The following is a 24464-nucleotide window of genomic DNA, read 5'->3' on the forward strand; positions in this document are numbered from 1 at the left end:
TCTTACCGAAGCCCTGTAGTCGAAAGTATATAGTTAGGGGTATCCCCCCATAACTAAACTGGATTTCCGTGACTACGCTTTGTCTGTAAAAAGCTCGCTTAGCAGTACGCTAAGCCATAAATGGGGTTTTCATTATGCAACCACACAACAACAAAGCGATAAGAGCAATAGCAAGAACACTATTAACGGGCGCAATGTTCGCTTCAGCAGCAATCAGTTTTTCGTCCAACGCAGCGATAATAGGCAGCAGTTATGGGAATGCTGTCCATGTCGACCTATCCATTACCAGCAATGTAGGTGATCTTGTCACCGCTGTTGCTAACTCAACTATCAACTTAGCTCATACCAGCGGTAGTGCTCCTGAAAATTATTCACAGATTGACACTATTATTGGCGCAAGCGCAAATGCTTCGGGTACGTTGGGCAACCCGATTGACATTACAGAGTTTGATGGCGCGCTATCTACGGCAATTATTGAAGGCGAATCTCAGTCTTCTTTAACGAGTTTCATTCCAGCAAGCTTTTTCACTTCTGGCCGCGGAACCATTAACGACCTTAATCTCGACTTATTTTCAGACTTACTTGGAATAAGTGGCTTTTTAACGCTTAGTGCCGATGTACTCTCCACTGTGTCAAAAGTTGATGGGAATACATCACCTGAGCCGACGGTGAACCTGGCTACGGCAGGTTCGTCAGATATCGTAGATGTAGAGGTGAGCCTGTGGGGAAACAGCGTTACGGCTACTGCACTTGAAAATCAGTCGCTATTTGCTGGTTTGAATATTGCTGACTTTGGCTTGGGGATATTCGTTAATGAAGTTGAGAAGTCGTGCTCAAACACGTTATGTACTGAATCTCGAAACGCGGTTCGAATATCATTTGATAACTTCTCGCTAAACGCACTCTACGATGCACTTTTCCACACTGGCGGGGCGTTAAACGGACCTGTACTTAATTTGACCAACAACCCCATTGTTAACGGAGAAATCATATTAGCAAGTTCGTTTGCTACCACCTCATCTTCAACCGAAGTAAGTGCCCCCTCTACGTTTGCGATTTTTATTTTTGCAGTAGGTTTACTGAGCGTGAGAAGGTTTAACAATCACCGTACTTTTTGCAAATAACATCAAGTAACGAGCTGGCAAGAGGACTGAGGCAACCATAAAGCGTCTTCCTCTTGCCTTGATATGAGCGAGCTATTTACGTTGCTCGTGTTGCTTTTCCTCAATTCTCATCCACTGTGCGCGCGTGCAGTTTTCAAGCAGTTCAAATGCTTCAACAACTACATCTTGACCTTGAACAAAGGCATGTTTTTCATTACTCTGCCGGTTACTTAAGGCTTCGAGCTTTTCTCTTGTTCCAGCACGCCCAGGATGGTTCGATAAAAAAACATCAACATTTTGTTCTTTTACTAATCGTTTCATCGTAATGGCAGAGTCGGTATAAGACTGAATGCGCGAGACATTAGGACCATAGTTGAGCCCAGTACCGCCCCACAACACTGCCCGATGTTTTTCGTTTCCGTCAACTACGGGAACAATGACAGTTAAGGTACCTGGTGTATGACCCGGCGTAACATAAAGCGATAGTTCAGTACCGTTAACGTTCAATTTTTCACTATCGTCTACCGCCACATCTCGGCTTGGCTTTTTACCCCAACGATAACTGGCGAATTTATCGTTTTCGAGGTAATCCCACTCTACACTACTCATGACTATGCGAGGATTATTTGTTGACTTGATAAGTTCAAACCCACCATAGTGATCGCCATGGCCATGGGAAATAATAAGGTGAGATATGGACTTGTTGCCCAATCCGAGCGCAAAGAGGCCATCAATTATGTACTGTTGAGCTTGGTCGTCATTACTCAACGCATCCACTAGAACAATGCTTTCACCCGTATCGATTGCCCAACTTGCAACGTTGCCTGCCCCCACGTAATAGAGGTTATCAAAGACCTGCTGGGGTGGTATTTGGCGCCGCCCCTTGCCTTTGCGATCGGGCTTGCCTGCATTCTCGGCACGCTTAGGCCTTTCTCGTCGCTTTCCATCGAATTTGAACACATCTCTAGGTGGAGCACTAATATCACGGAGGCTTGCCAAACCAGGAAAATGCGTAGCGCTCTCTAGGCCCTTTCGGGCGTAATCCTGAGCGGTTAGCGAAGAGTTAGCAGTGCAACTAGCGCACACAAAAACAGCCCATGTAATAACCGCTATTTTCAGAACGTCCAATTTAACCCTAGCCACAATCTTCTTCCGTCTTCAACGTACCCAAACTCTTCGTATCGCATTCGTAGGCATGTGGCTATCGCTGGCAGCCCAAGACCATTGAGAATTGAAGACCAGATTATTAATGGTGATATCTCGCCCTACATTTTCAACCGACTCTTGCTGAATGTAACTTCGATCCGTCACATCGTCATACTTCCCCTCGTGAGTCAGCGCATAAGAATGTCTCTCGCTTTCAGTCTCTGTTAAAGAATTTCTTTCTGGCAACGACTTACCGGGCGTAGATGTGCGTGTCTGATCTTGGAAGATGTACTCGAAGGTAGTGTATCTGTGGTATTTGGTGTTAAGTGAAACCCTGTACGAATGTTGCTCAGCTCTTTTTCTGCGTAGCCTCGTTCAATATCGTCCTCTTCTCGCTTTTGATAAGGGTCGCTGGCTGTAATGCTCAACAAATTCTCGATTAACGGCCCAGAAAATGCCAGCTGAACTTGACTATCTGAGCCACTGTCTGAATTTTCTTGAATTTTTGTTTCTGCGCGAAGGTTACCACTCCATTTTCTGAAGTTTTTTCGAGTAATGTTATTGATTACCCCACCCATTGCGTCTGAACCATACAAGGTGGACATTGGCCCGCGAACAATTTCAATACGCTCTATACTATCCAATGGCGGCAACCAATCTTGTTCATACCCGCCGCTGCCATTTGGCTGGGATTCTCTACCTGTTTGTTTTTTCATCAACAAGTATAGATGTATATTGTGCAGGTAGGCCTCGAACGCTGATGTCTTGTCGGTATCCACCACCCGTTACAGTAACCCCCGGCACGTCTCGAAGTGCGTCTGTGATATCTTTGTAAGCTCGCTGCGCCAGTTGTTTTCTATCGATGACGCTCACAGACGCGGGAGCTTGAGACAAAAGTTGCTCAAAGCCAGAGGCTGTAACAGTGATGCTCTCTACTTGGTTTTGTTCCGTAGTTTGCTCCATGGATTGGGCAAACAGATTAGAAGAAAAAATAGAACACAACGACATTGTCAGTCAAGTGGGTGAAAAACGCATACTTAATCGATTAAAATAGAATAATCCACCAATGATAATCATTATCATTTTAATGTAAGGTGTGATTTCGTTTTTTATACTATTGTCGATGCAATTTGCTTCAATGCATATGATTAAGATGAAAACACGCTTTACATTAGCAGTCGTATTTGGGCATATTTTAATCAAACAAGATATTCAGACTGCGTTAAAGCACGTTTTTGCATAGGGATTTCGTATGATTACTGTGGTTTTTAATCAAAAAGGTGGGGTGGGTAAATCAACGATTAGTACCAATTTAGCCGCACAGAGCGCAAAGTTAGGTCACAAAACGTTATTGGTAGACCTAGATGCGCAAGGTAACAGTAGTTACTACGCGGGGTTTAACGCCAACGAAAAAAGCCTTTCTGTTGCTGATATGTTTAAGCAAGTGGTGGGGATATTCAGAACGGCTAAAAAACCTATTGAGTTTGTTCATCCAACCCCTTTTGAAAACCTTTACGTGATGCCGTCCTCACCAGCCTTGGCTGACGTAGAGCGGGAGCTCGAGTCTCGATACAAAATTTTTAAGCTCAAAGACGCACTTAAAGAGTTGAAGGGTAAATTCGAACACATATTTATCGACACGCCGCCTAATTTCAACTTCTATTCTAAAGCGGCACTTATTGCAGCAGATGGCTTTTGTGTTCCTTTTGATTGTGATGACTTTTCCGCACAAGCTATCGAGCACTTACTCGACAATGCAGCTGAACTTAAAGAGGACCATAACCCAGAACTTATGCTATTGGGCATTGTAGTCAATCAATTTAATAGTCAGGCTAAACTGCCTTCAGAACTGGTACAATCGCTCAAGCAGAAAGGTTTACCAGTGCTAGAAAGCTACATAGGTGCTACGGTGAAGGTGAAAGAGTCTCATTCCAAACGAGAGCCGCTGCCCTTCTACTTAACAAAGCACAAGGTCACAAGACAAATCGAAGGGTTATTTGAAGAGCTTTTTACAAATAAAACCTAGTGCCCAAAAGGCATCTAAACATCAATATCGATGTGCTTAAGCCCGCCGCTCTTTTTGCCTCTATCTTTGTCTTTCGAGTTCTCAGCTGACGCGTCTATTACCTCGGTTCGCTTTATGTCTTGGAAATTATCGCGTTCTTCCTCACCAAGGTGCTCAGACTTGTTCGTTTTCTGCACTTTTTTCACCCGCTCATCGGGTTCAACCGGCACTTTCGTATTGCGAGGCAAAATGGGAAACAGTAAATCGTTGCTCATACGCCCTCCTTACATGTGTATATGTTTATATAATTTATCGGCCGAATGGTGCTTAAAATTATGGTTCACAACTAATTCATAACGAATAGTTTTATTATATGTATATTAATTTAGAGTTAATGTAGGAAAAGAGTTCACTTTTGCCTTGCAAATCGAGGCTCAAACCGCTAATGTTTCAGCCGTTCGAAATTAGGAATTAGATTCACCAAAATGATTAACTGCGCGGCGAAACATCACCATCACCACAAAGCATAACCTTTCAGGTTCGTGCTGGAAGGTCTATATTTCCTTCCAACGGCGCAGATAGAAAAATTCTCGACCCTCGGAAGGAAACTTCCGGGGGTTTTTCGTTTTAGGCGCAATCAAAAGTTAAAACACAACGTGTAAGGAACGTTTCAATGAGTAACAGCAACAGACTTCGAATTGCCGTACAGAAATCAGGTCGCTTAAGTGATGACAGCATCGCACTTCTAAAAGCAATCGGCATAAAACTGAACATTCGTGATCGCCTGCTGATTGCGCATTCAACGAACCAGCCAATTGATTTACTTCGCGTACGTGACGACGACATTCCAGGTCTTGTGATGGACGGGGTTTGCGACCTTGGTTTTATTGGCGAAAATGAGCTTGAAGAAAAAATGCTTGAGCGCAAGGCAGCAGGCAAGCCCTTTGAGTATGAAGTATTACGTCGTCTAGACTACGGCGGCTGTCGCTTATCAATCGCTGTCCCTAACGAAATGAAATATGACGGCATTAAATCTCTAGAAGGCAAAAAAGTGGCGACCACCTACCCTTACCTTCTCGAGCGTTATTTCAAAGACCAAGGCATTAACGCCAAAGCCGTAATGCTACAAGGTTCTGTGGAAGTGGCCCCACGAGCAGGTGTAGCTGACGCTATCTGTGACCTTGTATCTACCGGTGCAACCCTTGAAGCTAACGGTCTTGTTGAAAAAGACGTTATTTTCCGCAGTAAAGCGGTACTTATTAAGCGCGCTGATGGCGAGCTTAGCGACGAGAAAGAAACACTGGTTAACCGACTTATGCCGCGTGTTGATGGCGTGTTACTAGCAAAAGAAAGCAAGTACATCATGCTACATGCACCAAAAGCGTATTTAGAGCAGGTGAAAAGCCTACTTCCAGGTGCTGAAAATCCTACGGTTCTACCACTTGCTGGAAATGAAGAACAAGTTGCTATCCACGTTGTTTCTACAGAGACCTTGTTCTGGGAAACCATGGAGAAACTTAAAGCCCTTGGTTGTAGCTCTATTCTTGTAATGCCAATCGAAAAAATGATGGGCTAAAAGGCAGGCAATTATGATTACTTGGTCATCTCTTTCGGTAAATGAGAAAAAACAGGCGCTAGCCCGCCCGGCTATGGCCAATAGCCAACAGTTAAAGCAGACCGTGGGCGACATTATCGCCCGCGTTGAAAAAGAAGGCGATGAGGCAGTACTTGATTACACACGTAAATTTGACTGCCCAGACTTAACTAGCCTTGTACTTTCACAAGAAAACATTGATGCTCTTGCTGCGAAAGTAACGCCAGATGTAGCAAGTGCTATCGATACTGCGTTCAACAACATAAAAATGTTTCACGAAGCGCAAATACCTAGTGATATCGCGCTAACCACAACGCCTGGCGTTAAATGCGAGCTTCGCTTTACCGCGCTTGATGCAGTGGGTCTTTATATTCCAGGTGGCAGCGCACCACTTCCTTCTACCGTGTTGATGCTGGGCGTGCCTGCATTGGTGGCAGGTTGTGAAAATAAACTGCTCTGCACACCGCCAAATAGAGAGCAGTTGATTGCACCTGAAATTGCCTATGCGGCCAGAAAGTGCGGTATCGACAAAATCTTTTTATGTGGTGGCGCTCAAGCTGTTGCGGCTATGGCGTTGGGTACAAACACCATTCCACAGGTTGATAAAATTTTCGGCCCAGGAAACAGCTTTGTGACTGAAGCTAAACAGCAAGTAAGCCAACGTGCTGATGGCGCGGCTATTGATATGCCGGCTGGTCCATCAGAAGTATTGGTACTAGCTGATGAGTTCGCAAACCCTGAGTTTGTAGCAGCCGACCTGCTTTCTCAAGCCGAGCACGGTCCAGACTCGCAGGCTATTTTGGTGTCTAACAGCGCTGCGCTTATTGAAGAAGCAAAAGCCGCGGTTGAGCGCCAATTAGCAACCCTATCTCGCGCTGAAATTGCCCGCCCTGCTATGGAAAATGCGCGCTATATTTTGGCCGATACAATTGAACAAGCCATTGAAGCAAGTAACGCCTACGCGGCTGAGCACTTAATTGTACAAATAGAGAATGCCCGTGATTATTTGCCAAAAATTAAGTATGCAGGCTCTATATTCTTAGGCCCGTGGTCACCAGAGTCTGCTGGTGATTATGCTTCGGGAACCAATCACGTACTGCCTACCTATGGCTATGCAAAGAACTACTCAAGCCTTGGTCTTTTAGACTTTATGCGCCGCTACACGATCCAAGAACTAAGCGCAGACGGCATGCGTAATTTAGGCCCTGCGATTATGGCACTGGCCGCTGCCGAGGGCTTAGATGCACACGAGCAGGCCGTTGCACTTCGTATGCAGGCACTTAAGCAAGGAGACGCCTAATGTCGGCACTTATCGATAACCTCATTAACGAAAATTTAGTGCCGCTAAAGCCTTATGAGTCGGCTCGCCGCTTGTTTTCGGGCGGCCAAGACTGGCTTAATGCTAACGAGTCACCTTACGCAAACGAATACAGCGTAGATAGCAGTAACTTTAACCGCTACCCATCGTGTCAGCCCGAAACAGTAGTCAGTGGTTACGCAAGTTATGCAGGGCTAGATAAATCACAGCTTATTGTAACCCGCGGGGCAGATGAAGGCATCGAACTGCTTATCCGTACCTTCTGTACACCGGGTAAAGACAGCATTTTGATTTGCCCGCCTACCTACGGTATGTATGCAATCAGCGCAGAAACCTGTGATGTGGGCATTAAGAAAGTGCCGCTTAACGACGACTTCAGTCTTAACGTGAATGCTGTATGCGCTGAAGATGACGTTAACGTGATTTTTATCTGTGCGCCAAATAATCCAACCGGTACGCCGGTCGCTCGCGAAGACATTAAAACTGTGCTTAATCACTTTGCCGATAAAGCGCTTGTTGTAGTTGATGAAGCTTACATTGAGTTCGATGCCGACAACACATGGGTGAATGAGATTAACAACTACTCGAATTTGGTGGTACTTCGTACGCTGTCTAAAGCGTTTGCACTTGCCGGCCTTCGCTGTGGTTTTACACTTGCCCAAGCACCGGTGATTCAAGCTCTGCTTAAAGTAATAGCGCCCTATCCTATTCCAGAGCCAGTGGCGCAGATTGCCGCAAAAGCATTATCGGCTGAGTCGCTAACGTTACTTGAGCTTCAGGTGGCTACCATCAACCGAGAAAAAGAGGCCCTAGCCGAAGCGCTGGCATCTATTGAAGGCTTTGAATTAGTGGGTGATAGACGAGCAAACTTTATCTTATTCCGCTACGCAAAAGCGCAAGCCTTAATGCAATACTTGGTAAGTCAAGGCATGCTTATTCGTGACCAATCAAAACAGCTTAACTTACAAAACTGTTTACGCGTAAGCATCGGTACTGAAGAGCAAAACCAGCGTTTAATGCAGCTAATTAACGAATTTAAAAATAATGAGGACGCGGCATGAGTCAGCAAGCCATTTTATTTATTGACCGCGACGGTACACTTGTAGAAGAGCCGCCAGTAGATAAGCAATTAGATAGTTTAGAGAAGCTTGTATTCGAGCCAAACGTTATTCCTGTGCTACTTAAGCTTAAAGCGGCAGGCTTTAAGTTGGTGATGGTAAGTAACCAAGACGGGTTAGGTACAGACAGTTTCCCGCAAGAAGACTTCGACAAGCCACACAATGCCATGATGACCATTTTTGAAAGCCAAGGCGTAGTGTTTGACGACGTGCTTATTTGCCCGCACTTCGATGCTGATAACTGCACATGCCGCAAACCCAAGCTTGGCTTAGTGCAAGAATACTTGCAGCAGGGCAAAGTGGATTTTACTCGCTCTTTTGTGATTGGTGACAGAATTACTGACGTGCAGCTTGCCGAGAATATGGGTATTCGTAGCTTCCAGTACAACCGCGAAAGTTTAAACTGGAACGATATTCAGAAAAGCTTGTTAGCGTCTTCGCGTATTGCCGAAGTCGTGCGTACCACCTCTGAAACTGATATTCGCGTTCGCGTAGATTTAGACTCGCAAGCTAAGTCGACAATTCAAACCGGCATGGGCTTTTTTGACCACATGCTTGACCAAATTGCGACACACGGTGGCATCGAGCTAAACCTGACTACCAATGGCGATTTGCACATTGACGATCACCACAGTGTAGAAGACACCGCCCTTGCCCTTGGCGAAGCGCTTAAAAAGGCTCTGGGCGACAAACGCGGTATTGGTCGTTTTGGGTTTGCTTTGCCAATGGATGAATGTCGTGCGGAATGTATTATGGATATTTCTAACCGCCCACACCTTAAGTTTGACGCTGAATTTAGCCGCGATCAGGTAGGTGAAATGGCCACAGAAATGGTGCCGCACTTTTTCTATTCGCTTGCGCAAAGCATGGGACTATCGCTACACCTTTCCACCAGCGAAGGTAATGCACACCACCAGGTAGAGAGCTTATTTAAAGTATTTGGCCGCGCCCTTCGCCAAGCTATTACGCGCCAAGGCGACGCACTACCAAGCAGTAAAGGAGCACTGTAATGTCAGTGGTAAACCCCAGCCAGCGACAAAAAATAGTGATAGTGAACACCGGCTGCGCCAATATTTCATCGGTACGCTTTGCCCTTGAGCGCCTAGGCGTTGAAGTAGAGGTATCGGATGATGTAAACGTAATAAAAAGCGCTGACAAAGTGTTTTTACCCGGCGTAGGTACAGCGGCAGCAGCCATGGCAAGCATTAAGCAAAAAGCGTTGGTGGAGACCCTTCAATCGCTTACTCAACCTGTGCTAGGCGTTTGTTTAGGCATGCAGCTTATGGTTAAAACCAGTGCGGAAGGCGGTTTTCAAGGTACAGGCAACATCGATTGTTTAAACCTTATGCCCGGTCATGTGGCGCGTATGGAGTCAAAGGGTGTACGCTTACCTCACATGGGTTGGAACACCGTCTCTCATAACAGCAGTCACAACAACGAAAGTTTGTTCAAAGGCATTCCGCAAGATACGTACTTTTATTTTGTGCATAGCTTTGCTGTACCTGAGTACGAGCACACGCTTGCAAGCTGCACGTATGGCAACGCATTCTCAGCCGCCATAAATAAAGACAACTTTTACGGGGTGCAATTTCACCCAGAGCGTTCTGGCGAGGCCGGAGCACAACTACTGACTAACTTTGTGAACCTATAATGATTATTCCAGCGATTGATCTTATTGAAGGACACGTAGTGCGCCTTTATCAAGGCGACTACGAGCAGAAAACCCAATACGAACTGGACCCAGTAGACGTGGTTCACGACTATGCTGACCAAGGTGCAACCTGGCTACACATTGTTGACCTAACCGGCGCCAAAGACACCAGTAAGCGCCAGCTTTCCCTTATTAAGTCTATGGTCGACACTAAGCGTATGAAGTTTCAAGCTGGCGGCGGTATTCGAAGCGAAGAGGAAGTGGCGCAGCTACTTGAAACTGGCGTAAGCCGCGTGGTTATTGGCTCGTTAGCTGTTAAACAGCCCGAGCTTGTAAAATCTTGGGTAGAAAAATACGGCCCTGAGCACATTGTACTAGCCCTTGATATCAATATCAGCGATAGCGGTGAAAAGCTTATCGCTACCCACGGTTGGCAAGAGAACTCTGGTGTAGCCCTTGAAGGCTTGTTGGAAGACTTCGCTTCAGTTGGCGCAAAGCACGTACTGTGCACCGACATTAGTCGTGACGGTACGCTACAAGGCGCGAACACTGAGTTGTATCAAGAAATGGCAGACCGTTTTCCACATGTTAGCTGGCAAGCGTCTGGCGGTATTGGCAGCATTGCTGATATTGAAGCATTGAAGCCCACAAACGTTGGCGGCGTTATTCTAGGTCGCGCACTACTTGAAGGCAAGTTTACGGTGAAGGAGGCTATCGCATGCTGGCAAAACGCATAATACCGTGTTTAGACGTACGCGACGGTAAAGTGGTTAAGGGTGTTCAGTTTAGAAACCACGAAATCATTGGCGACATTGTGCCACTTGCCGAGCAATACGCAAAAGCGGGGGCCGACGAATTGGTATTTTACGATATTACCGCAAGCTCTGATGCTCGCGTTGTGGATAAAAGCTGGGTAAGCCGTATTGCACAGGTCATTGATATCCCATTTTGTGTTGCTGGCGGCATTAAAAGCATTGAAGACGCTGGGCGCATTTTAGAAATGGGTGCAGATAAGATTTCGATTAACTCCCCAGCCCTTAATAACCCAAATCTAATTAACCAGCTACACGACGTATACGGTCAACAGTGCGTAGTGATTGGTATCGACAGTTTCTATAACGAAGCAACCGACCAATACGAAGTGTACAAATTTACTGGTGATGAAGCGCGTACGCAAAAAAGCCAATGGCAAACCATCGACTGGATCAAAGAAGTTCAGTCGCGCGGTGCTGGTGAAATTGTACTGAACTGCATGAACCAAGACGGGGTGCGCAAAGGCTATGACGTGAAGCAGCTGAAAGCCGTGCGCGATGTCTGTGAAGTGCCGCTGATTGCCTCTGGTGGTGCGGGTGAAATTGCTCACTTTACGGACGTGTTTCAACAAGCCGACGTAGATGGCGCGCTTGCAGCGTCTGTATTTCACAAGGGCATCATCAATATTGATGAGCTAAAAGCAGAGTTAACCAGCAATGGCGTTGCCATGCGTAAGCGTCACGGATTAACGGCGCAAGCAGAAGGAGTAAACCCGTGATCATTACTAGCGAAAACAGCAATAAACTGGCTTGGGACAAAATGGATAACCTGCTACCTGCCATTGTGCAAGACGCACTATCGGGCAAAGTATTAATGCAGGGCTACATGGACCAAGACGCCCTAGCGAAAACCCTTGAAACGGGTAAAGTGACCTTTTTCAGCCGCTCAAAGCAGCGCCTTTGGACCAAGGGTGAAACGTCTGGCAACACGCTAGATTTAGTGAGCGTTGCCTGCGATTGCGACCAAGATTCACTGTTGGTACTAGCTAGCCCTAACGGCCCGACATGCCACACTGGTGTTGAAAGCTGTTGGTTTGACGGCAACACACCAGCCTTTACCTTTCTTGCAGATTTAGAGCGAGTATTGGCGGCCCGTAAAGATGCCGACCCTAAAAGCAGCTATACCGCTAGCCTTTACAACAAAGGCATTAAGCGAATAGCACAAAAGGTAGGCGAAGAAGGCGTAGAAACCGCATTGGCTGCGACTGTACACGACAAAGAAGAGCTAAAGAATGAAGCCGCTGATTTGCTATACCACTTAACGGTACTGCTTCAAGCAAGCGATATGTCGTTAAACGATGCACTTAATGTGTTGCGTGTGCGCCATAAATAATCAGCTGAAAAGCTCGTTTATTATTCAAAATGCCCTTCTCGTTTTCTGCGCGAAGGGCATTTTTGTTATACGCTTTAAATTTTTACTTTATTGTGTATCTATTTCTCGATTTCCCTAACGACCTGCCCGTAAGCCAGAAGTGCGAACAACCCTGTTCCGCCAACAATATTCCCAAGCAATGTAGCGCCGATTAGAGAAACGGTTTCAACAATGCTTATTTTATCTTGCAGTGCTAACAAGAAAAGTTCGGTTGAACCGGCTATCACGTGCGTGAAATTTCCTATAGCAATTAAGTAGGTAAAAATAACGATCATCAATATTTGAGAATGCTTAACCGAAGGCTTCATCCACACAATAGCGGCAATGATAAACCCAGACGTAATGCCGTATGAGAAGGCGTCTGACGGTGATAATTTAGCATAGTGCTCAGATATGGCAGTCATCCCTTTTACAAGCTCTGGTGGAACAGCTTGCAGGCTGTAGCTGAAAAATGCGGCCAAAAAGGTGCCGAACATATTGGCGACGAAAACGATAAGCCACAGTCGCGCAATGCAAAAGCCCATATTGAATGAAGGCTTGCTTAACAAGGGAAGAATGACCGAAAGCGTATTTTCGGTAAACAGTTGAAGTCGGCCAACAATAACCAGCACAAAACCAACCGTATAGCCTAAATTCTCGATAACAAACTGATTGGGAGAGTTTATAAAAAGATGATGTAGAATTCCTTCAGCCAGAATAGACAACGAAATACCAATACCTGCCGCAACACCAGACCACCACAGTGACATCATCGGGCGCTGCAGTTCTTCTAGCCCTTCCCTATGAACAATCGCATACAAAGAAACAGAGTTTAAACTCTGATTATCTCTGACGTCTTTCTCTTCGGTATGACTCAACGCCACGTCTTTACGTCGATTACCTGCTTCACTCTTTTTATCCGGCATCCAGTTTGTCTCGTCCGTTACATTGCTTATACATATTGTCTCTATTAATAACTACGTAATTCGCCAGCGATTTCGGTCACGCTCATAACTAAAAAGGTATAAGCCCAAATACCTGTGTATTTATTAAAAAACTCATTCTTCAATTCTTTACATAAGGTTTTACGTATAATAACTAAGCATAATTATCAAAACATCCTACACTTAACCTAATTACGTTTGACCGAATTCCATAGAAAACGGATCCGCTAAAGCGTTCACATAATTGTTCCGCTACATGCGGGCTGCACACATCCCAGCTAAGTTATTATCCATGAAAAAAAGCTACTCCTTGTCGTCTAAACTCATGTCTGTCGTAGGCATACTCTTTATCTTGCTTGCTACGGTTTTTATTGGCGTAAGCTATGCGCTACTTAAAAGTACAGAGCGTAAGATCGATCAACACGTTAATTCAGAAGTTGTCGAACAAATAGAGAGGACAGTATCGGCCAAGGCTTCACAATTTGCAGCGCAAACAGAAGCCCTGCTTAACAGTGCCCACTACTTGCCGACTGCGCTTGCAACCCAGCTCACCTCGAGTATTGAAGCAAGCGACGAATTGTCGTTAAGTAGAGAGCAGGCTGAGAGACTGGTTAAAAGTGTGCTAACAACGAATGTCACATCAAGTATGTACGCTCAGTTTGAGGCTAATTTGTTCGATGGCAAGGCAGCAGAAAACAGCAGCGGAAAGACCCATTCGACTCCCGGCACGGGAAGCTTTGAAGTTTATTTCATTCAGGGCGCTAACAATAAACCCGAACAGGTTTTGATTACCGATCCAACGCTTAAACATGACTCTTCTTTAGATGAGTTTGGCTTCAGGGCTGCAGAGTGGTACCTGTGTAACAAGGAAACGCTTACACCGTGTGTATCTAACCCTTATAAATACGAAATCCGTGAGGGCTACAGCGAACTAATGACAAGCCTTACGGTTCCGGTCATTGCTAATAATCGTTTTCGCGGAGTGGTAGGCACTGACTTAAACCTCCCTATTATCCAAGAACGAGCTGAAAGCCTAAAGGCATCGCTGTACGACGGTAACGCTGAAGTTTATGTGGTAAGCCAAAATGGATTAGTGGTTGCAGCAACTAGTGCAAAGAGTAAGTTAGCTCGTCCATTTTCTGAAGTATTTAGCGATGAAGTGAAATCAAGTCGCTTACTCAATGCCGACCAACAATCAGGGCTCTATGAAAGTGACGGTATGCTATATGTTTCACAAGATATATCGCTTAATGTGGCAAAGGTGAGATGGAAAATGATCGTAGGCGTCAATAAAACGCATGCGCTGGCACCCATCACTTCACTAGAGGCGATGATATCTTCGTCAGTAACCTCATTATTAACCACCCAACTAATTGTAGCGATGGTATGTACCGCAATTGCTCTTGCTCTGGTTTTTGTGTTCACAAAAAGTATTATTCAGCCAGTGCGACAGGTCGCTCAAAGAATGGAAGAGCTTGCAGGTCAAGGTGGTGATCTGACCCAAGACATTCACGTTGACTCTCACGCTGAACTTATTCAGTTGAGCGAAGCTTTTAACTTATTTAAAGAAAGAGTACGAGAGTTGCTTGAGCAAGCAAAACAGTCGTGCGCTCAAGTCATGGCGCAAAGTGAACAAACGCAAAGCCACACACAGAGCACGAATTCTTTAATTCAAGTACAACAAGCTGAAATTGATAGTGTTGTCACCGCGATTACTGAAATGTCGCAAACGGCTCAAGAGGTGGCGCGAACCGCCGCTGATGCCGCCAACAATGCAGATAACGCCACAAACTCTGTAAAGCAAACGGAAAGTGAAATTTCCCAATCAACCCATTCAGTAATGGAACTGTCGAGTGAAATGCAAAACGCATCTGACGCTGTACAAGCCGTCTCTCAACGAAGCGCTGACATCAAAAAGATCCTTGACGTTATTGGTGCGATAGCTGACCAGACCAATCTCTTGGCGCTAAACGCCGCTATTGAAGCAGCACGTGCGGGAGAAAATGGAAGAGGATTCAGTGTAGTTGCTGACGAGGTGCGCTCTCTTGCTTCTAAGACAGCAGAATCGGTAGGTGAAATTGGTAGGGTGATTACAGCACTACAAAGCGAAGTTGATCACACGGTAACAACCATACACACCGGCAGTCAGAAAGCTGAAGGTGCAGCACAGCTTTCCCAGTCAGCCCTTGAAAAAATGCAAACCACGGTACTTCAAATAGGAGAGATCAGTGAGCGCATGACGCAAATGGCGGCAGCCGCGGAAGAACAGAGCCAAGTAAGTGAAGAGCTCAACAGAAACATGGTAGTAATAGGTAACGCTACATCTGAAGTATCAAGCAACTCACAGGCATCGGCAGAGAGTTCGAAGGCCATCTTTACCGCCGTTAGCACATTGGAACAGCTTTTGGCTAAACTGAAAACACAGTAGTACCCAGCGCTGATATAATAAATAGCCTTGACTGGTGTTGCTTTCTGCGTTGAGCTGTAGCACGTACAGCTTTAAAAAGTATGCATAAATAGCTCGCACTGTTAGGTGCGAGCCATTTCTTTTGCATTCTATTTAGTAGGTTAATTGAAGCAAGGTAAGCAGCCTTTGTTCCGCTTACCCTTTTATTCCGCTTGCTCTTTATTCCTGCTCAGCATTTAGCAGTATCGGCTTCCCGAGCCCAAGAGCCTCAAGACGTTCAAACTGCGTAGCTTTATCCCCAACAATTAAATAAATCATCTTATCTGGGTGCACATAATCGCGATATAAGCGTTTTACCTCATCAACTGTCAGCGCCTTCACCTCTGCTTCTTGTTTTAAAACATAATCATTAGCAAAGCCAAAGTCACTAATTTCACCCACCATGTCGAGTTTGGCTCCAAGTGTTTCAAACGCACGGGCAGCTGATTTGAGAGTAAACTCCTTTGTAACAGCTAGATCTTCACTAGAGTAACTTTTATCGAACGACCTCAGTATATCCATAACCGCTTGTGTCGCTTCAAGAGTCACATTTGAACGTACTGAGCTTCTGATAGTAAATTCACCTGAATACTGATCACTAGAGAAGGACGAACGAATACCATAGGTATAACCTTTATTTTCACGAAGTTCTTGCATCAGTTGAGAGGCAAAGCCTCCCCCGCCCAAACGATAGTTCATGACGCTGACCTTGTAGGCATCTTGGTGGTTAACGCTGGGAGCTGCATGCCCAAAATACAGCACAGACTGTTTAGCATTAGGAATGTCGTAGAAAAACAGTTGCGCTTTTTGAGGTAAAGCTGGCTCATAAACCTCGGGTAACGCTACTTTTTTAAGCTCCCAACTTTTGTTGAGCTTTGTTAGTGCGGCGATAACGTCTTGCTGTTGAATGTCTCCTGCAACCCGCAGTTTAGCAACAGACGGAGACACGTTTTTGCGATAAAACACTTTCACGTCGTCGAGCACAATATTATTAACCGACTCAATGTCGCCGAGTGTGGTTTGAGCAAATGGGTGGCCTTTTCCGTAGAGCAGTGCTTTAAACTCAACCGAAGCTATAGCGTTGGGGTTTGCTTTGATTTGTGCAATCTGGTTTATCACGTCGTCTTTCGCAAGATAAAACTCTTCTTCATCAAATCGAGGGGAAAGCAACACTTCAGAAACCAACTCCATTAGTTTACCGTAGTGTTTAGAAAGTACGGTACCACTGATTGTAATATCAGTTTCAGAGGCGCTGGCCACCAAAGTCGCGCCTAATAGCTCGATTTCCTGTTCGAGCTGTTGAGCTGTTTTGATTGCAGTACCTTTAAGTAGCGTTTCGGCTACTAAGTTTGCTGTACCCGGCTTATTTTTCGGGTCAAGCAGCATTCCACCTTCCAGCTTTAATTCAAAAGATACGAGAGGCACTTCGCTATTAGAGATACCTGTTATCTCAATTCCTGAAGATAGCGCGCTTTGCCAAACCTTCGGTGGAGAAACATCTATGCTATCACCATATTTAGGCTCTTGCGTGCGATCAAAAGTAGAGGGTGTCCGTTCAAATTCAGCGGCAATAGAAGCATCGAAGTTCTCTTCTGCGCCCGCCACAATCTGCTCTTCAACGACGTTGGCTTTTGTCGAACCGCTCAACACTAAATCCTGCTCACCTTGAGGTACAAAGCTCGTAGCAACAAAAGGTTTATTTTTAATGTAGGTGTTATACACACGCTTTACGTCTTGCTGCGTAACCCCTAATATTTTTTGAACGTCTTGGCTTATAAACTCTGCACCACCTGCAAAAATTTCGTATTGTGCTAACTGAAAGCCTTTGCCTAATACGCTTGAAAGTCCCTGATAAAATTCCGTTTCTTGCCCAGCTTTTATTCGCGCTAAATCATCTAAAGAAATCCCCTCTTTTTCAAAGACTGCAAACGCCTCGCTTATGCCCTGTGCAACAGTATTTAAATTAACGCCGTCAAACGCCATAACTTGCAGTTGCAATTGGCCCGCTACCTCCGCGTCATACCCGTACAGGTAAACATTACTGGTAAGTTTCTTTTCATCAATAAGTACTCTATTCAGCGGCGCATTCTTGCCTTCGCTTAGGTATTGAGAAAGTACTTGTAAAGCGTAATAGTCATTGTGATATTCGGGTACGGTAGGCCACACCATGGTGAGCAGTGGTGCCTGTGCAAAGTTATCAACATGGAACCGTTTTATCGTGTCTGTAAGGATTGCGGGTTGCGGCGGTAGTTTATCGATGCGCTGACCTGCGGGTATCTCATCAAAGTACTTTTTGACCCACGTCTTTGTTTGAGCAATATCAATGTCGCCAGCGATAGTTAGCACCACATTATTAGGCACGTACCAAGTGTTAAAAAACGCTTTTACATCGGCAAGCGTTGCGCTTTGTAAGTCTTCAAGTGAACCGATAACCTGCCAACTATAGGGGTGCCCTTCAGGGTAAAGGTTCTTATCAATTACATATTGGTTATGCCCGTAGGGGCGATTATCAACACTCTGGCGTTTCTCGTTTTTTACCACCTGCTTTTCTTTAGCAAGTACGGGCTCGGTTACCGTATTAATGAAGAAGCCTAGTTTATCGGCTTCAGCCCAAATCATTTTTTCTAACGCATCTGCAGGTACTGTTTGGTAATAATTGGTGCTGTCGCGACTAGTAGAACCATTTGCACCTGAGCCGCCAATTCTGGCGCTTAATTTATCTAACCCACCTTTACCCAAGTTCTCTGATTCAAGAAAAAGCAGGTGCTCAAATAAGTGGGCAAAACCTGTTCGGCCTTGTTTTTCTCGAGCAGAGCCAACATGGGCCGTTAATGCGACAGCCACCACGGGATCTGACTTATCAACGTGAAGCAATACGGTAAGTCCGTTATCTAATGTAAACCGTTCATAGTCTACGTTGATTGAAGAAGCGTTCTGAGATTCAGCATTAGTTGCTTCAACAGAAACTGGCTGATTTTTTTGTAAGTCATGAGCGGTATAGGTACATCCTATCGATACTGCACTTAGTGCACCCACAGCGACTGCAGCATATATTCGTTTTCTATTTAATCTTGAACGCATCGTTCATATTTCTTCACTAACCAAAAGTGTAACAAGTACCATAAGTGCGCTGGCAGTGCACGAGATTAGGCTCAGTCCTAACGCGATAACAAGGTAAATCGTAACCATGTCGCTTTGATACAACACTCGCAAAAACGAATTAAGCAACTGATTTAATGTAATATTTATTTAAAATATTGAGAATGAAAATATAGAAATTGATTTCTTTTTAACCACGCAACGACACAGTTAGTTACATTTTTCAAATCGTGAAGTGGAACGAACGGGCTTGAATGCTCTCTATATAAATAGAAGAGTAAGACTTCAAAACCTTTGAATAAATCTGCAAGTTAATAACTGCGAGAACCCGATTTTGAAAAACATTAAACAAAGCGTGAAAAACAACCTGCCTTTTATTCTATTTATCTTTATGCTTTTTTCGTTTAGAAGCAGCGTAGCCGACTGGTACCATGTTCCCAGCGGCTCTATGGAGCCAACTGTAAAGGTCGGGGACCGAGTGGTTGTTGATAAATCGGCATACACACTAGAGCTTCCTTTTACCGATGTCGTTATTGCGCAAACTGGTGATATCAAACGCGGAGATATCGTTATTATCGACAGCAATGCCGCTGGCACAAGGCTCATTAAGCGAGTCATTGCTGTTGAGGGTGATAAAGTTGAATTAAAAAATAACCTCCTTTTTATAAACGATGAAAAAGCAGAATTAACCACGACAAATAACCAGGTATATTCCGAAGATATCCTTGGGCACAACCGCACTATTGCGCTTAATCCAATACCGAGCCCTGCAAAAAGTTTTAATGTAGTTACTGTGCCTAAAGCGCATGTTCTTGCTATGGGAGACAACAGAAACAATAGCGTAGATTCTCGCTACTATGGTTTTATCCCAATTAAAGAGATTCAAGGTAAAGCGACGTCTGTGGCGTTCTCTGTAGACAAACACAACATGTATTTACCCAGAAAAGATAGGTTTTTTACTGCGCTGAAATAGGCCGTTTCGGTGCATTTATCCTAGTCTTTATTATCTGACGACCTTTACTTGCGTTCAATTTAGCATCACCAATAAGCTAGTCGAATCTATAAATACAACCACGTTCTCGCATATAAAAATAAATGTAGACTTATTGGATAGCCTTTAAATTATTACAAATCATACGCCTGTATTGGCGTATTCTTCTGCAATTAAGAAAAACCTTATACAAGACCAAAAAGCTTATAACTCAAAGCTTAGATGAAATTTCACTTTCACTTCACCCATCTGAAATTGCACAAAGTTAACGCAAAAAGTAAGTCTTCCTTTACACACTTTGTAACTAAGTGTCACATCTTTCGTAATTCCCCCTATTGCAACTTTAGTATTAGGAGTGCTATTCATAAAATTGCAACATGTTATGTTGCGAAAACACACAGCAAGTAAAATGGACAATAAGGAAATAACAATGAAACAAGGTCGTAAAGTAAGTGCAATTGCAGTGGGATTAGCACTTTCAGGAATAACCTCTCTTTCTCCTGCGTATGCACAGCAAGCTGACGAAGAAGCAGCCAACCTTGAACGAATTGCAGTTACCGGTTCTCGTATTAAGCGCACAGATATGGAGGGCCCCTCACCCATTCAGTCAATTGATGCCACTATGATTGAAGGCATGGGTTATGAAAACCTTCAGCAACTACTGGAGCGCATGCCTGCTACCGGCGCAGGAACCTTTTCAACGCGTAACAATAGCCAAGACTCAACCGCAAATGGTGCGGCAGCAGTATCGCTTCGCGGCATGGGCCCTGACGCGACACTGGTGCTAATTAACGGTCGCCGCGTGGCAATCAGTGCGTTCGCAGAAAGTATCACTAATTCATTTGTTGATATTAACTCTATCCCAGTATCTGCTATCGAACGTATCGATATCCTAAAGGATGGAGCATCGGCTATTTATGGCTCTGATGCGGTAGCAGGTGTAGTTAATGTTGTGCTTAAGAAAGACTATGAGGGTCTTGAGATCAACGCGGGCTATGGCGGCACCACAGGCCCAAGCTATGACGAGACCACGGCGAGCATCCTATGGGGTTCTCAAAGCGAAAAAAGCAGCGCTACTGTGATCATCGACTACTTCAACAACAGCACGCTAGGTGCTGATGAAATGGGACGTTTTGGTACAGCAAATCAATCGCCTTATGGTGGTATGGATTTTCGCTCTTCCCGTGGTTATCCTGGCTACTTTTATGTAGATGGCGTCAAAACCATCGACCCAGACTGCCCAGAAGATAGCGCTACGGCTTCTGGCAGTTGCTTGTTCGACTACGGCCCTTTCGGTCTTACCATCCCCGCTTCGGAGCGTGTAGGCTTCATCGGTCAATTTGATTACAAAATTGGCGATGAAACCACAGCGTTTATGGAAGTGGCTATGCAGCACAATACGTCTGAAGCAGGTGGCGCAGCAACCCCGCTTGACGAAGACGCGGGCTTAACCGTTCCAGGTACTCACCCGAACAACCCGTTTGGGCAAGATATAGAAATTGGTCGCTACCGCCCTGTTGATGCCGGTGCTCGCCGTTGGGATATCGAGTCAGATACCCTTCGCCTTGTCGCTGGATTACGCGGTACATTCAATGATTACGACTGGGAAGCATCGGTACAAAAAGGTCGCAGCCGTTCAGAACAAAGTGGTGATCAGTCACAGGGCTGGGTTCGCGTTGACTGGTTACAAGAACAAATCGATCTTGGTAACTATAACCCGTTTGGCGGCGTAACTAATCCGCAAAGCGTTATTGATGAAATTACCACCAGCCTAGTGCGTCGTGGTGAATCTCGCATGACCAGTGTAGATGCACACATTACGGGCGAAGCCTTTGATTTTGGTGATGACGTAGTCATGATGGCGGCTGGCGTTGAATATCGCGAAGAACAGGTATCTGACGTTCCTGATGTTCAGTTTCAACGCGGCCTGATCTTTGGTACTGAGTCAGTATCAGCTTCAGCAGAACGCGACCAGTACGCGGCATATTTAGAGCTTTCTATTCCTTTGGCAGACGAGCTAGAACTTCAATTAGCTGGCCGCTATGACCATTACAGTGACTTTGGCAGCACCACCAATCCTAAAGTTGCGCTGCGTTGGGCACCAAGCGATGAAGTGACAGTGCGCGGTTCATGGGCACAAGGATTTAGAGCACCCTCACTTGCACAAGTTGGTCTTGGCCCATCACAGAAAAGCGTATTCTTTGTAGACCAATATCGCTGTGATGCAACTGGTCAAGATTGTGAATCGCTAGATTACAACATCGAGTTTGCGGGTAACCCTAACCTAGATGCGGAAGAGTCAGAATCGTGGAACGTGGGTGTTATCTACGCACCTATTCAAGAGCTCGGTTTGAGTATTGACGTTTGGAGCATCACCCAAGACAACAAAATCGACGAACAACAGTTCGGTCTTGTTTACGATGCAGAGTGTAATAACCAAGACAGTACGATATGTGTTCGTTTAGACCCACAGCAAGGTGAGTCGCTAGGTGTTATTCAGAAAATTTTCAACACTTACCAAAACGTATCGTCGCAAGAAGCCTCTGGTGTAGACTTCAGTGCTAATTACAGCATGGAGCTTCAAGAATACGGTAACGTGCGCTTTAACCTAGATTGGTCTTATATGAACGAGTTTGAAAAAGACGGTCTAGACTACACAGGCGAGTACGGTTATCCAGAACACCGCTGGTTGTTCGGTACAACATGGTCAAAAGGCGCGTTTGATGCCAACTTGAATATCAGCTTTATTGGTGAGTTTGAAGATACACCAGACATTAATTTCGATGGTGTATTGGACTTTGAAGAAAACACATCAAGAACCGTTGATTCACAAATGTTGGTAGACTTACAGATTGGCTACAACTATAGCGATAACCTTCGCTTAGTTATTGGTTCAAACAACCTACTTGATGAAGAGCCACCATTCGCCATCGGTAATGGTGATAGCGACCTTTACGGTTATGTAGGCGGCGTGCACAACCCGCGTGGCCGTTTTGTGTACTCTAAACTAACTTATCGCTTCTAAAAAGTAGCTCAAAAGAAAAAGCGCTCGCTGGCATTATTTTGCCACGAGCGCTTTTTTATCTGCTGTTTAGTGAAACAGAAATCCAAATAGAATCGTAGTAAGCCACGCTAGAATAACAGGCAAAGCAATCATTACGTATACCAACATCTCGGAGCCTAATGTTTCGGCTTGCCAAGCATCCATCATCTTTACGTTGAATCTTCGTTTTAGTAAAAAAGTGTAGAAAATTGTTAGTATTAATAATAATTAAAGCTTTTAGCATTCTTTTTTACCACCGCCTGCTAAAGCCGCGCCATAAACGGCTCCTGCAAAAGCACCTATGATATTATCGATCCACGCTCCGCTGACCTGTTCTCTATACCCGATTATCAAACAATTTTTGACTATGCGTTTGCGTTAAAAACTCGAGCCTCAGTCTATTTAATGTTAACCATAAAAAATACCAGCGTTTAGCTAGCATTTTTTATGAACGAATCTGCGGTAAATATTGAACTTACATACCAAAGTGAATAAGTATAAGGTTACCTATTGCGGCGCACAACATAGCTAAGAACGTTAATATCATGCCCGCAAAGCGCTGCCAGCTTACGCCTGAGTGACGCCCTAGTCCATAAGCGTGAAAAACACGACCGAAAAGCAAAGCGCTTCCTAAGGCATGAACGGCCCATATCTGGCCCGTATTAGCTTCAAAGCAAGCAATCATGATGAGCGTAATAGGAACGTATTCACTGAAATTACCATGAGCTCTAGACAGACGAATAAGGTCTTCATGACCGCCATCTCCAATACCTACTTGGTGGCGACGTCTGGCCCCAATAACTAAAAACGACAAATACAGGTAACAAATACCCAGCAGGCTGGCGTAAAACGCCGTGATTGGCAAAACCATGGTCTACTCCACATGTTATAATTTTAACGTGTTGTTTGATTTAGTAAGTACGTTTTGTGAGTGATATTAAACGTTATCCAATATCAACTTACAAGCAACAAAAAAGGCCGCATAAGCGACCTTTTGTAAACGTTGTCGGCGATCAGCCTAGACGCTCAGCTAATTCAGCACTTACCTCTTCAACTGGGCGGGTACCATCAAGTTTGTGATACTCACAGTTTCCAGCTTCAGCTTCGGCGCTGTAGTAATTTACAAGCGGCTTGGTTTGCTCGTGGTAAATTGCAAGGCGTTTGCGAACGGTTTCTTCTTTATCGTCATCGCGTACGATTAGGTCATCACCTGTTTCATTGTCTTTACCTTCCACTTTAGGCGGATTGTAAACAACATGGTAAACGCGACCCGATGCAGGGTGAACACGACGGCCGCCCATGCGCTCAACAATTACGTCGTCAGGAACGTCAAACTCAATACAGTGATCGACAGAAACACCTGCTTCTTTCATTGCATCGGCTTGCGGAATAGTACGAGGGAAACCGTCTAGCAAGAAACCGTCTTTGCAGTCATCTTGTGCTATACGCTCTTTAACCAGACCGATGATAATCTCATCAGATACTAGCTTACCTTCGTCCATTACACGTTTAGCTTCTAGACCTAGCTCTGTACCTGCTTTAATCGCAGCACGAAGCATATCGCCTGTTGAGATTTGTGGAATGCCGTATTTGCCCATCAAGAACTGAGCTTGTGTGCCCTTACCAGCGCCAGGAGCGCCGAGAAGAATGATTCGCATGAGTGCGTTCTCCGCTTATGATTTTTGAACTTTTTACTTCGGGCACTTTACACATTCAACACTGTAGTGACAAGTGTAAGGAGTACCGTAAAGTTAATCTTAAGACTAATGGCGAATATATGTTCAGCTTATAGGCACTTTTATAAATTTCAGCCTATGTCTGTTGGTCAGATGCCCCTCGATTC

At 44.9% G+C, this 24464-nt stretch carries 22 protein-coding genes and 1 other annotated feature; of the genes, 13 read left to right on the forward strand and 9 right to left on the reverse strand.

The features are described from left to right. Window positions 1–134: 134 nt before the first annotated feature. Window positions 135–1124 carry a hypothetical protein gene (locus AC27KT_RS18945; protein WP_487132537.1) on the forward strand — a complete coding sequence of 330 codons (990 nt, stop codon included), beginning with the start codon at window positions 135–137 and terminating at the stop codon, window positions 1122–1124. Window positions 1125–1196: 72 nt separating this feature from the next. Here the strand turns inward: AC27KT_RS18945 and AC27KT_RS18950 are convergent, their stop codons facing one another. From AC27KT_RS18950 to AC27KT_RS18965, 4 genes are read right to left on the reverse strand one after another with little or no spacing between them, the layout of a single operon-like run. Further along, the gene (locus AC27KT_RS18950) at window positions 1197–2246 is read right to left on the reverse strand and encodes an MBL fold metallo-hydrolase (RefSeq protein WP_487132538.1); all 1050 of its coding nucleotides are present in this window, start codon (window positions 2244–2246) and stop codon (window positions 1197–1199) included. A 15-nt stretch (window positions 2247–2261) separates the two neighbouring features. Beyond that, entirely contained in the window at window positions 2262–2495 is a 234-nt protein-coding gene (locus AC27KT_RS18955) for a hypothetical protein (RefSeq protein ID WP_487132597.1), read from the reverse strand. Then, window positions 2474–2965 carry a TonB-dependent receptor plug domain-containing protein gene (locus AC27KT_RS18960; RefSeq protein ID WP_487132540.1) on the reverse strand — a complete coding sequence of 164 codons (492 nt, stop codon included), beginning with the start codon at window positions 2963–2965 and terminating at the stop codon, window positions 2474–2476. Before AC27KT_RS18960 ends, AC27KT_RS18955 begins: the two co-directional genes overlap by 22 nt. Then, the gene (locus tag AC27KT_RS18965; protein ID WP_487132542.1) at window positions 2946–3257 is read right to left on the reverse strand and encodes a TonB-dependent receptor plug domain-containing protein; all 312 of its coding nucleotides are present in this window, start codon (window positions 3255–3257) and stop codon (window positions 2946–2948) included. The genes AC27KT_RS18960 and AC27KT_RS18965 overlap by 20 nt, the downstream gene beginning before the upstream one ends. Before the next feature lie 244 nt (window positions 3258–3501). On the opposite strand from AC27KT_RS18965, the gene AC27KT_RS18970 reads away from it, so the two are divergent. After that, entirely contained in the window at window positions 3502–4275 is a 774-nt protein-coding gene (locus AC27KT_RS18970) for a ParA family protein (RefSeq protein ID WP_487132544.1), read from the forward strand. Window positions 4276–4289: 14 nt separating this feature from the next. Here AC27KT_RS18970 and AC27KT_RS18975 read toward each other — a convergent pair whose 3' ends face one another. Then, the gene (locus AC27KT_RS18975; RefSeq protein ID WP_487132546.1) at window positions 4290–4529 is read right to left on the reverse strand and encodes a hypothetical protein; all 240 of its coding nucleotides are present in this window, start codon (window positions 4527–4529) and stop codon (window positions 4290–4292) included. A gap of 230 nt (window positions 4530–4759) precedes the next feature. After that, window positions 4760–4877, forward strand: a sequence feature (His leader region). 50 nt (window positions 4878–4927) lie between these two features. Between AC27KT_RS18975 and hisG the strand changes: the two genes are divergently transcribed. From hisG to hisIE, 8 genes are read left to right on the forward strand one after another with little or no spacing between them, the layout of a single operon-like run. Continuing rightward, window positions 4928–5830, forward strand: a complete 903-nt coding sequence (gene hisG / locus AC27KT_RS18980; RefSeq protein ID WP_487132548.1) for an ATP phosphoribosyltransferase — start codon at window positions 4928–4930, stop codon at window positions 5828–5830. 13 nt (window positions 5831–5843) lie between these two features. Beyond that, window positions 5844–7148, forward strand: coding sequence for a histidinol dehydrogenase (gene hisD / locus AC27KT_RS18985; protein ID WP_487132550.1), 1305 nt, complete (start codon window positions 5844–5846; stop codon window positions 7146–7148). Next, the gene (gene hisC / locus AC27KT_RS18990; protein ID WP_487132552.1) at window positions 7148–8227 is read left to right on the forward strand and encodes a histidinol-phosphate transaminase; all 1080 of its coding nucleotides are present in this window, start codon (window positions 7148–7150) and stop codon (window positions 8225–8227) included. The genes hisD and hisC overlap by 1 nt, the downstream gene beginning before the upstream one ends. Then, complete coding sequence (gene hisB / locus AC27KT_RS18995; RefSeq protein ID WP_487132554.1) at window positions 8224–9294, forward strand: bifunctional histidinol-phosphatase/imidazoleglycerol-phosphate dehydratase HisB; 1071 nt, start codon at window positions 8224–8226, stop codon at window positions 9292–9294. Before hisC ends, hisB begins: the two co-directional genes overlap by 4 nt. Beyond that, window positions 9294–9935 (forward strand): imidazole glycerol phosphate synthase subunit HisH, encoded by a 642-nt coding sequence (gene hisH, locus AC27KT_RS19000; protein ID WP_487132556.1) that lies wholly within the window; start codon window positions 9294–9296, stop codon window positions 9933–9935. The genes hisB and hisH overlap by 1 nt, the downstream gene beginning before the upstream one ends. Continuing rightward, window positions 9935–10672, forward strand: a complete 738-nt coding sequence (gene hisA, locus AC27KT_RS19005) for a 1-(5-phosphoribosyl)-5-[(5-phosphoribosylamino)methylideneamino]imidazole-4-carboxamide isomerase (protein ID WP_487132558.1) — start codon at window positions 9935–9937, stop codon at window positions 10670–10672. The genes hisH and hisA overlap by 1 nt, the downstream gene beginning before the upstream one ends. Continuing rightward, window positions 10654–11466, forward strand: coding sequence for an imidazole glycerol phosphate synthase subunit HisF (hisF, locus tag AC27KT_RS19010; protein ID WP_487132560.1), 813 nt, complete (start codon window positions 10654–10656; stop codon window positions 11464–11466). Before hisA ends, hisF begins: the two co-directional genes overlap by 19 nt. After that, window positions 11463–12080 (forward strand): bifunctional phosphoribosyl-AMP cyclohydrolase/phosphoribosyl-ATP diphosphatase HisIE, encoded by a 618-nt coding sequence (hisIE, locus tag AC27KT_RS19015; protein WP_487132562.1) that lies wholly within the window; start codon window positions 11463–11465, stop codon window positions 12078–12080. Before hisF ends, hisIE begins: the two co-directional genes overlap by 4 nt. 98 nt (window positions 12081–12178) lie before the next feature. On the opposite strand, the gene AC27KT_RS19020 is transcribed toward hisIE, so the two are convergent. Further along, the gene (locus AC27KT_RS19020; protein WP_487132564.1) at window positions 12179–13024 is read right to left on the reverse strand and encodes a formate/nitrite transporter family protein; all 846 of its coding nucleotides are present in this window, start codon (window positions 13022–13024) and stop codon (window positions 12179–12181) included. A gap of 310 nt (window positions 13025–13334) precedes the next feature. Here AC27KT_RS19020 and AC27KT_RS19025 point away from each other — a divergent pair, with 310 nt between their 5' ends. Next, window positions 13335–15470, forward strand: coding sequence for a methyl-accepting chemotaxis protein (locus AC27KT_RS19025; protein ID WP_487132566.1), 2136 nt, complete (start codon window positions 13335–13337; stop codon window positions 15468–15470). A gap of 198 nt (window positions 15471–15668) precedes the next feature. On the opposite strand, the gene AC27KT_RS19030 is transcribed toward AC27KT_RS19025, so the two are convergent. Further along, entirely contained in the window at window positions 15669–18569 is a 2901-nt protein-coding gene (locus AC27KT_RS19030; RefSeq protein WP_487132568.1) for a M16 family metallopeptidase, read from the reverse strand. A gap of 352 nt (window positions 18570–18921) precedes the next feature. Here AC27KT_RS19030 and lepB point away from each other — a divergent pair, with 352 nt between their 5' ends. Further along, the gene (gene lepB / locus AC27KT_RS19035) at window positions 18922–19560 is read left to right on the forward strand and encodes a signal peptidase I (RefSeq protein ID WP_487132570.1); all 639 of its coding nucleotides are present in this window, start codon (window positions 18922–18924) and stop codon (window positions 19558–19560) included. 448 nt (window positions 19561–20008) lie between these two features. Further along, complete coding sequence (locus tag AC27KT_RS19040) at window positions 20009–22603, forward strand: TonB-dependent receptor (protein WP_487132572.1); 2595 nt, start codon at window positions 20009–20011, stop codon at window positions 22601–22603. 493 nt (window positions 22604–23096) lie between these two features. Here the strand turns inward: AC27KT_RS19040 and AC27KT_RS19045 are convergent, their stop codons facing one another. After that, window positions 23097–23492, reverse strand: a complete 396-nt coding sequence (locus AC27KT_RS19045; protein WP_487132574.1) for an MAPEG family protein — start codon at window positions 23490–23492, stop codon at window positions 23097–23099. Between the two features lie 142 nt (window positions 23493–23634). Next, window positions 23635–24279: an adenylate kinase gene (adk, locus tag AC27KT_RS19050; RefSeq protein ID WP_012519076.1), complete on the reverse strand. Its 645-nt coding sequence runs from the start codon at window positions 24277–24279 to the stop codon at window positions 23635–23637. Window positions 24280–24464 lie beyond the last annotated feature (185 nt).

It is taken from the genome of Alteromonas sp. 5NW40-0090 (assembly GCF_057552975.1).